The sequence below is a fragment of the uncultured Sulfuricurvum sp. genome (assembly GCF_937936435.1).
Taxonomy (GTDB): domain Bacteria; phylum Campylobacterota; class Campylobacteria; order Campylobacterales; family Sulfurimonadaceae; genus Sulfuricurvum.
Map to the genome: position 1 here is coordinate 1 of NZ_CALDDG010000116.1, position 9651 is coordinate 9651.

General features: G+C 48.0%; 8 protein-coding genes and 1 pseudogene. All 9 read left to right on the top strand.

Features of this window, described 5'->3' with window-relative positions:
• Positions 1 to 11: 11 nt before the first annotated feature.
• Complete coding sequence (locus Q0389_RS10720; RefSeq protein ID WP_298694077.1) at positions 12 to 164, top strand: preprotein translocase subunit YajC; 153 nt, start codon at positions 12 to 14, stop codon at positions 162 to 164.
• Positions 154 to 1725, top strand: coding sequence for a protein translocase subunit SecD (secD, locus tag Q0389_RS10725; RefSeq protein ID WP_298694066.1), 1572 nt, complete (start codon positions 154 to 156; stop codon positions 1723 to 1725). The genes Q0389_RS10720 and secD overlap by 11 nt, the downstream gene beginning before the upstream one ends.
• The gene (gene secF / locus Q0389_RS10730) at positions 1725 to 2696 is read left to right on the top strand and encodes a protein translocase subunit SecF (RefSeq protein WP_298694068.1); all 972 of its coding nucleotides are present in this window, start codon (positions 1725 to 1727) and stop codon (positions 2694 to 2696) included. Before secD ends, secF begins: the two co-directional genes overlap by 1 nt.
• A gap of 14 nt (positions 2697 to 2710) precedes the next feature.
• Positions 2711 to 3052: a DUF6394 family protein gene (locus Q0389_RS10735; protein WP_298694070.1), complete on the top strand. Its 342-nt coding sequence runs from the start codon at positions 2711 to 2713 to the stop codon at positions 3050 to 3052.
• 13 nt (positions 3053 to 3065) lie between these two features.
• Positions 3066 to 5513, top strand: coding sequence for a leucine--tRNA ligase (gene leuS, locus Q0389_RS10740; protein WP_298694071.1), 2448 nt, complete (start codon positions 3066 to 3068; stop codon positions 5511 to 5513).
• Between the two features lie 2 nt (positions 5514 to 5515).
• Complete coding sequence (gene lptE / locus Q0389_RS10745) at positions 5516 to 6016, top strand: LPS assembly lipoprotein LptE (RefSeq protein ID WP_298694073.1); 501 nt, start codon at positions 5516 to 5518, stop codon at positions 6014 to 6016.
• Between the two features lie 10 nt (positions 6017 to 6026).
• Positions 6027 to 7562: a GGDEF domain-containing protein gene (locus Q0389_RS10750; RefSeq protein ID WP_298694074.1), complete on the top strand. Its 1536-nt coding sequence runs from the start codon at positions 6027 to 6029 to the stop codon at positions 7560 to 7562.
• Positions 7559 to 8704, top strand: a complete 1146-nt coding sequence (locus Q0389_RS10755; protein WP_298694076.1) for a bifunctional folylpolyglutamate synthase/dihydrofolate synthase — start codon at positions 7559 to 7561, stop codon at positions 8702 to 8704. Before Q0389_RS10750 ends, Q0389_RS10755 begins: the two co-directional genes overlap by 4 nt.
• Positions 8704 to 9651: pseudogene (locus Q0389_RS10760) on the top strand (transcription-repair coupling factor); the annotation flags it as partial. The gene Q0389_RS10755 and the pseudogene Q0389_RS10760, both read left to right, overlap by 1 nt.

The following is a 9651-nucleotide window of genomic DNA, read 5'->3' on the forward strand; positions in this document are numbered from 1 at the left end:
TGGTTGAAGCATTGAGCAAAGGGGATAAAATCGTTACTACCGGCGGTCTTGTCGTTGAGATTAAAAAAGTTGAAGATCAATATTTTGCCGTAAAATTCAACAATGACACCGAAGGGCGGCTTGTGAAAGACGCGGTGGCGAGAAAGTACGAGGATGAAGCTTAATTATCGTGTCGTTTTACTGATCCTGGCTACAGTCTTCGGACTGATGTTTTCGCTTCCGACGTTTAACCAGAACATCGAAGGGAAGAAAATTACCCTCGGTCTTGATTTGCAGGGCGGATTGCATATGTTATTGGGGGTGAAAACCGACGAAGCGGTCAACTCGCAGCTCAAATCGATCGCTTCGAGTATCAAACATTTCGCCGAACATAACGATATCCTTGTAGAGGGGATAAGCGTCGCGGACGATAAAGTCGTTTTCGAACTGTTGGATTCGGATGATGCGACGACGATGGACGAACAGCTTAAAACAATCGAGGGTACGGTGGTCAATGCCGCAAACGGTAAATATACTGTGTCGATTACCCCGGTTGAAGTTGAAAAACTGAAAGTTCAGGCAGTCGATCAGGCGATCGAGACGATTCGTAACCGCCTTGATCAGTTCGGTTTGTCCGAACCGACGGTAGCGAAACAAGGGGTTGATAAAATCCTGGTTGAACTTCCGGGGATCAAAACACCGCAAGAAGAACAGCGTGCACGTGAGCTGATCTCGCGCGCTGCGAAACTGGAACTGATGGCGGTGGATGAAGAGCGTTCCATGCGGGTGAATGACCTGAGCGAAATGGAAGCGGCGAGTTACGGGGATAAAATCCTTGAGGACGCGCTTCAACCGCAGTTGAAACATCTGGTCAGCGAGATTCCGATTCTGGACGGGACGATGCTGACCGATGCTCATGTCGGTTACGATCAGAACAACCATCCGGTGATCAACTTTACCCTGAATGCCCAAGGTGCCCAAATTTTCGGTGATTTTACCGGTAAAAGCGTCGGTAAACGTCTGGCGATCGTTTTGGACGGAAAAGTTTATTCCGCTCCAGTCATTAATGAACGTATCGGCGGAGGAAGCGGTCAGATCAGCGGTAACTACACCGTTGCCGAAGCGAACGATTTGGCGATTGCATTGCGTTCGGGAGCGTTGTTGGCTCCGATTTATATGATGGAAAAACGCTCCGTAGGACCGAGCCTCGGTGCGGACAGTATCAAAGCGAGTATGATTGCGTTGATCTCGGGCTTCGTACTGGTCGTTTTATTTATGATGGTCTATTACGGGGTTGCCGGTGTGATCGCAAACGTCGCGTTGGTGGTGAACATCCTTTTGATTATCGGGGTTATGGCACTTTTCGGAGCAACATTGACTCTACCGGGGATGGCGGGGATCGTTTTGACGGTCGGTATGGCCGTCGATGCCAACGTCATTATCAATGAACGGATACGGGAAATCCTCGCTGAGGGCTCTTCCGTCAAACGGGCGATAGAAGTCGGATACGAAAACGCGATGCGTGCGATTACCGACTCGAACATCACGACTCTGATTGCGGCCGTTGCATTGTATATGTACGGAACGGGGCCGATCAAAGGGTTCGCGATCACGATCAGTATCGGGATCTTGGCATCGATGCTGACCGCTATTTTGGGAACGCACGGTATTTATATCATGTTGCAGGAACGTATTTCCAAAGCTAATAACAATGCCCTATGGTTCGGCATGAAACGGAGATCGTAATGGAGTTGTTTCGTTATACAAAACCGATCGGGTTTATGAGCAAATCGAAATATGCGATGATCATTTCGATGATGTTGGTATTAGGGTCTATTTTTCTGATCGCGACAAAAGGGCTGAACTTCGGGATCGATTTTGCTGGAGGGACGATTGTTCAAGTCAAGTATGAGGGGGCCGCTCCGATTGATAAAATGCGGGAAAAATTAGCGAACAACCCTTTATTCGAAGGCTCTTCGATCAATGAATTCGGTTCGGCTGATGAAGTCGTTATCCGAATGAAAAACTCATCAGAGAGTGTTACCAAAGATATCGGCGATGTGACGCGAGAAGAACTTACAGGAACCGGAAAATTCGAGATTCGACGTGTCGATATCGTCGGGGCAAAAGTAGGTAGCGAACTGCGGGAAAAAGGGATTATGGCGCTGACTCTCGCCATTATCGGGATTTTGATCTACGTTTCCGTCCGTTTTGAATGGCGCTTTGCGGTCGCTTCGGTATTAGCACTGGTACACGATTTGACCATTTCGGTCGGGGCGATTTCCCTGTTGGGATTGGATGTCAATCTAGACGTCATCGCGGCACTGTTGACGATTTTGGGATATTCGATTAACGATACGATTATCATTTTCGACCGTATCCGTGAGGAATTATCGGGTTCATCGGAACTCACGGTGGACGGTGTCATCAACGATTCGGTGAGCCGAACGCTTTCTCGTACGACATTGACCTCTTTGACCGTGTTGATCGTGTTGATTACGCTATTCGTTTTCGGCGGAGAGATTATCCATACGTTTGCGTATACCCTATTGGTAGGTGTCACGGTCGGAACCTACAGCTCGATTTTCGTCGCATCGCCGCTTTTGGAAAAACTCGGGTTCAATCTTAAAGCGTATCGTGCTAAACTCTCACAAAAGGCGGCACGCGAAGCGGAAAAAGATCGTTTGCGCGCGCAGTTCGAGCAAGGAATAGTCTAAATTAAGGAGTCAGGATGGATTGGGGCAAGGTAGTATACGTTTTCTTTACGTTGATGAGTCTGACGTCAACGGCGGCATTTTTGTATGATCACTCATCGATCATGCTGTTTATCGCCGCAAGTTTGAATATTATCTCCACGATTTTAAAACTGGGCGTTCGCAACCTCTTGGCTGCTGAATTGTTGGCGGCTTCATTGGTTGCCGATTTGCACCTTATCCCCGCATTCATCTATATGGAAGTGATCGGTCATCCGGGATGGGCGATGTCACTATCGATCGGCGCATTGATCGCCAACCTGTTTTCCATCATTATGGTGTTTATCGAAAGCGCCAAAACCAAAGAGAATTACGAATAACTAGGAGCTTTTTTTGAATTATTCTCCCGCTGATATCGAAGCCGCATGGCAACAAAAATGGAGCGATTCGAAGGCGTATGAACCCTCGGACGACTTTTCTAAACCTAAAAAATATGTTCTCAGTATGTTCCCTTACCCTTCGGGGCGGATTCATATGGGGCATGTCCGTAACTATACGATCGGCGATGCATTTGCCCGCTATTACCGTCAGCAGGGGTTTAATGTTCTTCATCCGATCGGCTGGGACAGTTTCGGTATGCCGGCAGAAAATGCGGCGATCAAGCACGGGGTCCATCCGAAAAAATGGACGTATGAAAATATCGCGACGATGCGCGGCGAATTGGCTGGTCTGGGACTTTCGTTTTCCGAAGAGCGTGAATTTGCGACGTCGAATCCTGAATATACGGCATTCGAGCAGGGTTTTATCATCGATATGTTCAACAAAGGGCTTTTGTACCGTAAACAAGGCTTTTTGAACTGGTGTCCGCACGATCAGACCGTTTTGGCGAATGAGCAGGTCGTCGAGGGGGGATGCTGGAGATGCGGTACCCCGATCGTTCAAAAAGAGATGTATCAGTACTATCTCAAAATCAGCGATTATTCCGAAGAGCTTCTCGAATCACTCAAAACATTAGAGGGGAAATGGCCGAAACAGGTTTTGACGATGCAGGAGAACTGGATCGGAAAATCGTACGGTTTGGAATTTGCGTTTAAACTCGATGATGAGAGTGAGTCAAAACTCGGTGCGGTGTATCAAAGTTTTGATGTTTTCACCACCCGTCCGGATACAATTTATGGCGTGAGTTATGCGGCATTGGCTCCGGAACACGAAATCGTCCGCCATATGCTTTCATTCGGATTGCTGGATGATGCGACTGCGGATGCCATCAAAGCGATGCAGCGCGTCAGTGCCCGCGACCGTGCGACAAGCCCGAAAGAAGGGGTATCTCTCGGCATCAATGTCCTCCATCCGTTAAGCGGGGCAAAAGTTCCGGTGTGGGTAGCGAATTTCGTCCTCACCGACTACGGATCGGGTGCGGTCATGGCGGTTCCGGCCCATGATGAGCGGGACTTTGAATTCGCATCTAAATATGATCTGCCGGTAAAAGCGGTAATTTTCCCGGAAAACGGCGAATTGCCTCAGGGGTGTGCGTATACTGAAACGGGTGTATTACATGAGAGTGCCGAGTTTAGCGGGTTAGACAACGTTACCGCTAAAACTTCGATTATGGACTATTTTGAAACGAATAAGCTCGGTAAAAAAGTGATTAATTTCCGTCTCAAAGACTGGGGAATCAGCCGTCAGCGTTACTGGGGGGCACCGATTCCATTGATCCATTGTGACTCTTGCGGTATCGTCCCTGAAGATAAAGGCGCTCTTCCGGTTGCATTGCCTGAAGACGTTGTCATAAACGGAGAGGGAAATCCGCTGGAACATCATCCGACATGGAAACACTGTGCCTGTCCGAAATGCGGGAAACCTGCAACGCGCGAAACCGATACGATGGATACGTTTATCCAGTCTTCCTGGTACTTTTTGCGCTATACGGTCAAAAACGACTTTAAAGAAGCATTTGACAGACAAGCGCTTGATTACTGGATGAACGTTGACCACTATATCGGCGGGATCGAGCATGCGATCTTGCATCTGTTGTATGCGCGCTTCTTTACCAAAATGCTTCGCGATTTGGGGTATGTGAGCAGCGATGAACCGTTTGAACACCTTCTTACTCAGGGGATGGTACTCAAAGACGGGGCGAAAATGTCCAAATCCAAAGGTAATACGGTCGATCCGGGAGAGTTGGTCGCTAAATACGGGGCGGACACGGCACGGTTGTTTATCCTGTTTGCCGCCCCTCCGACGCAGGAACTGGAGTGGAACGACAGTGCGGTAGAGGGGGCATTTCGCTTTCTGAAACGCTTTGCCGACCGCTCGTCAAACGTTACTGTTACCGATTCATTACCGAAAATCAATCACAGTACCCTTTCCAAAGAGGAAAAAGGGGCCCGTAAAAAAGTCTACGAAGCACTCAAACGTGCTCAGGAAGTGTACGGTGAACGTCATACGTTCAATACGCTCATCGCCGGAGTAATGGAAGCGATGAATGCCCTCAACGAACAAAATAATGCCGATGTATGGACGGAAGGGTACTGGATTCTCACTTCGGTGATGGAACCGATCGTTCCGCATCTATGTTGGGAACTATCAACCAATCTGTTCGGAAGAAAAAATTTCGGTCCGCAAGAGATATGCGATGAAGTCTTTGAAGTTGAAGCACTGACTCTGGGCGTTTCGGTGAACGGCAAAAACCGCGCTACGATCGAAGTAGGGGTTTCTGAGAGTCAGGAAGCGATTATCGAAGCCGCAAAAACTGCGGTAGAAAAATGGCTGGAAGGGAAAGAGATCGTAAAATCGATCGTGATCCCGGGCAAACTGGTCAATCTCGTTATAAAAGGGTGAATATGCGTGTATGGATATTTTTGGCAGCGCTTTTGGTATTGGGCGGATGCGGTTATGCTCCCGCAGCGTATTACGCCAAAAATGTCCTGGGCGAGAGCGTGAGCACGGAAGTCGTCATCTCCATGGAAGACCCGCAAAATACGGTTATAATCAAAGACGCGGTTGACACGGCGGTCATAACAAAATTTAGAACCAAGCTGGCACCGAAAGAGAGTGCGGAAACTCACATTAAGATATCAATTGACTCGGTGACGTTTTCGCCGCTTCGCTATGATATTAACGGATACGTCGTTACTTATCGCACGACGGTTATGATGAAATTTGAGCGAACACGCGCTGATGAGAGAAAAAATTATTTTACGCGAGGAATTTACGATTTCGCAATAGAACCGAATGCAATCATTACCGATCAAGCGCGTTATCAAGCGATCTCTCAAGGTGCGGAAAAAGGGATCGATGCATTCGTAGCGCAAGTCGCGGCACAGGGTGCAAGCTCAAAATAAGGGTAGGGCAATGACCATCAACCAAATTGTTCGAAATACGGTGGAACGGCTTAAGGCCGAGGGCAAAGTATGGACACCCGATGTGTATGCCGAAACGTTTTGCGCCGAAGCGAAAAAGGCCGGATTTGCAGTCGAAGATTGCAGCGGCATAGATCGCTATATGACGCTGATAGATAAGAAAACGGCAGAGGAAATCAAACAATATCGTGTCAAAACGACGGCGGAACTGATCCGGTTTTTGATTTCGAAATTGAGCCGGATGAATCCCAACGAAGCCTCGCAGCTGGTTGAGTTGCTTAGCGCCTTAGCCAAAAAAATGGCGCAGAGTATCGATGTGCTTCATAATCCGGATGCCTCTGCGTTGGCGAAAAAAACCATCGCTATCCTCGAAACGCAGGGAGGATCGACGCAGCTTGATTTGCTTAAACAAGCCTGGAGTAATTTCCTTTCTTTGTATGACGATACGTTTTTGATGAAGCTTTCTCATTTCGGATCGGTCGATACGGCTAATCTCCGCAAAACTATTGAGGGGCTAACACTGCATGAGGGGAAAGCATCGGGAATCGATCACACGAAAATGGTTCGTCTCCTTGTTTCGTCTCTTGTTCCTTCTATCGCTCCGAGTATGGACGATGCGACGATAGCCCTTTCACAAAAATTGCGCGAAAACCCTGATTATGTCGCTTCGCAAGAGTGTGAGAAAGAGCTAAAAACGGCTATTGCCATGCGCATTGCTTTGGACAAACAAAGCGTCGAAGATATGGTCGGAATCCTCGATAATCTTCTTGAAAAACTCTCTACCCAATTGATTGATTTGATCGAACGCAGTGAGAACTCGACGACAGAGATTCGGGAAGTGAAACGGGATCTCGAAGCACTGGAGAACAATAAACCGAGCGATTTTAAAACGGCCCACAAACGGCTCTATACGATCGCCAGTGCTTTGGAAGAAAAAGTGGAAGTATTGACGAAGGATTTAAAAGTTCATAATGAAAAAGTGACCGAAATGGGGCAAAAAATCGCTTCTTTGGAAGAGGAACTTGCCCATGCGACACAGGCGTCTCGGGAAGATTTTTTGACTAAACTTTATAATAAACGGGCTATTGAAGAGTATTTGAGCATTAAAGAAGCAGAGTTTGAACGCCACGGACGGGTGTTTAGCATAGCGATGCTGGATCTGGACTTTTTCAAATCGGTGAATGATACCTACGGGCATGAAGCGGGAGATGCGGTGTTGATCGCGTTTGCCAAAATTCTGAAAGAAGAAGCGCGCACGAGTGATATTGTCGGCCGTTACGGCGGTGAGGAGTTTATGGCAATTTTAGGAGATACCGATATCGAAGGAGGTAAGGTTTTCTGCGAAAAAGTACGCCTCCACGTTGAGCAGGCCCATTTTATGTATCAGGGGCAACGGATTAAAGTGAGCATTAGTATCGGTATCGCGCAGCGTAGCGACTACCCTTCATTAAAAGCTTTGATTAACGGTTCGGACGAGCGTCTTTATGATGCCAAACGCAAAGGGCGAAACCGCGTCGAGCCGGCATGACATTAGACGATTTTTTAGCTCAAAAGCCTCTTTTTTACGATGTTATCGATGTCGAGCGCTTTCCGAGGGCATATGCCGGGATCAGACATCTTCTCCCTTCGCCGAAAATTATTCATCTCGTCGGTACAAACGGAAAGGGGTCGACCGGCCGTTTTTTGGCCACGGCATTATACCGAAGCGGTAAATCGACAGGACACTATACCTCTCCCCATATTCTCAGGTTTAACGAGCGGATATGGATTAACGGCGATGAGATCGGCGATGCTGAGCTGGAGAATGCGCATCAAAAACTTTTGTCGATTCTCTCTTCCGATATTGCCGAAAGCCTGAGCTATTTTGAGTATACGACCCTGTTAGCGATGATCGCATATGAGGGGTGTGAGTATGTTGTGTGTGAAGCGGGATTGGGCGGAGAATTCGATGCGACGGCCGCTTTTGAGAAGGCATTGAGCATTTTTACCCCGATCGATTTCGATCATGCCGCTTTTTTGGGTGATACCATCGCCTCTATCGCCGCAACAAAACTGCGCAGTATGCAGAGCGTCGCCCTTTTGGGCAAACAAAAACACTCCGAAGTGGAGACAATTGCACATACGATTGCCGAAGAGAAAGGGTGCAAACTCTTAAATGTATCGGAACTTCTGACTCCTCAGATCGAAGCAGCGGCATTGCATCTTGCCGAAAAAAACGGACTTAGCGATTATTTACGCGATAATCTTACTCTGGCGATGGCAGCGTATTCACTTTTGGGATTTTCGCCGGAAGCGTCATTGTTCGATCAAGAAGCATTGTTCGGACGATTGAGCAAAATCGCCCCCAATGTCACCCTCGACGTAGGACATAACGCATTGGCGGCACAATCGATCGCGCAGGCATATGCAGGGCGAAAAGTAACCCTCATCTACAACACCTACGGCGATAAAGATTACCGTGAGATATTGACGCTTCTCTCTCCGGTTATCGAAGCTGTCGAGATCATCGACGTCTCTGAAGCTCGGATAGTGCCGAGAGCACTTTTGGAAGCGGTATTGGAAGAGTTGGCGATATCCTATAGCACATTTCAGACTCTCCGCAAGGAGAAAGAATATTTGGTTTTCGGTTCGTTCAGCGTCGCCGAAGCATTTTTAAAGAGGATTTCCTGATGTCACAGGCACGATTTTACGAGTACTTACACAACAATCCCAAAAATCGGTGCGATATCCTCGTCTGTGAAGATGCGAAAGAGGCTGCGGAGCTCAGTGACGTTGCGACATTTTTGGAACTGCCGCACATCGTCCTACCCGATTTTCGTGCGGCCTATATGGATGATTTGCGCCCTTTCGGAGAGGAACTTTTTGCCCTTTTTCCCGCATTGAGGGAGTATTACGGTGCTACTAAAAAACCGTTACTTATCTCTCCGCTCAAAACATTGCTTTTTCCGTTTCCGAACGCTTCATTATTACAAAGCGAGACGATCGAATTCGCTTCTCGGATCGATCTGAATGCGTTTAAAAATAAACTTATCCATTGGGGATATACCTTCGTCGATATGGTCGAGATGGAAGGGGAAGTGTCGCATCGCGGTGATATCCTCGATATCTATGTGCCCAATCACAGCAACCCGTATCGGATCAGTCTATTCGACGACGAGGTCGAAGAGATTAAAGCGTTTGACGTCGAAACCCAGCGTACCGATAAAGAGGAGTTGGCTTCTATCGAAGTCACGAGCGCTTTTTTCTCTCTGAGCGAAGAGCAGTACCGCACCTTCGAAAAAGCGATCGCATCTGCACAAAGCGACAGTTTTGTCAAAGATATAGCCTCGCTCGGATTTTGGGTCTTGGGCGACGAGGGGATCGATATTTGCGAAGGGAAGAAGGTCCTCCGTATCCGGGAGATGAAATCGACGCTGGATGAGGCATACGGTTTGAATCAGCCGACACTGTCGCGTTCGAGACTCGAAGTCGATATTCTCCCCGAGTCCGAACGCTATTCTCCGCTGGGAGGCGGAAATTTCGAAACCCTGCGAAGCGTCCATAAAAACAAAAAGTTCACCCTCATCGCCGCAAGCGATACGCAGCTTAAAGCGGCGGGGATTTTCGATCTCAAGGGG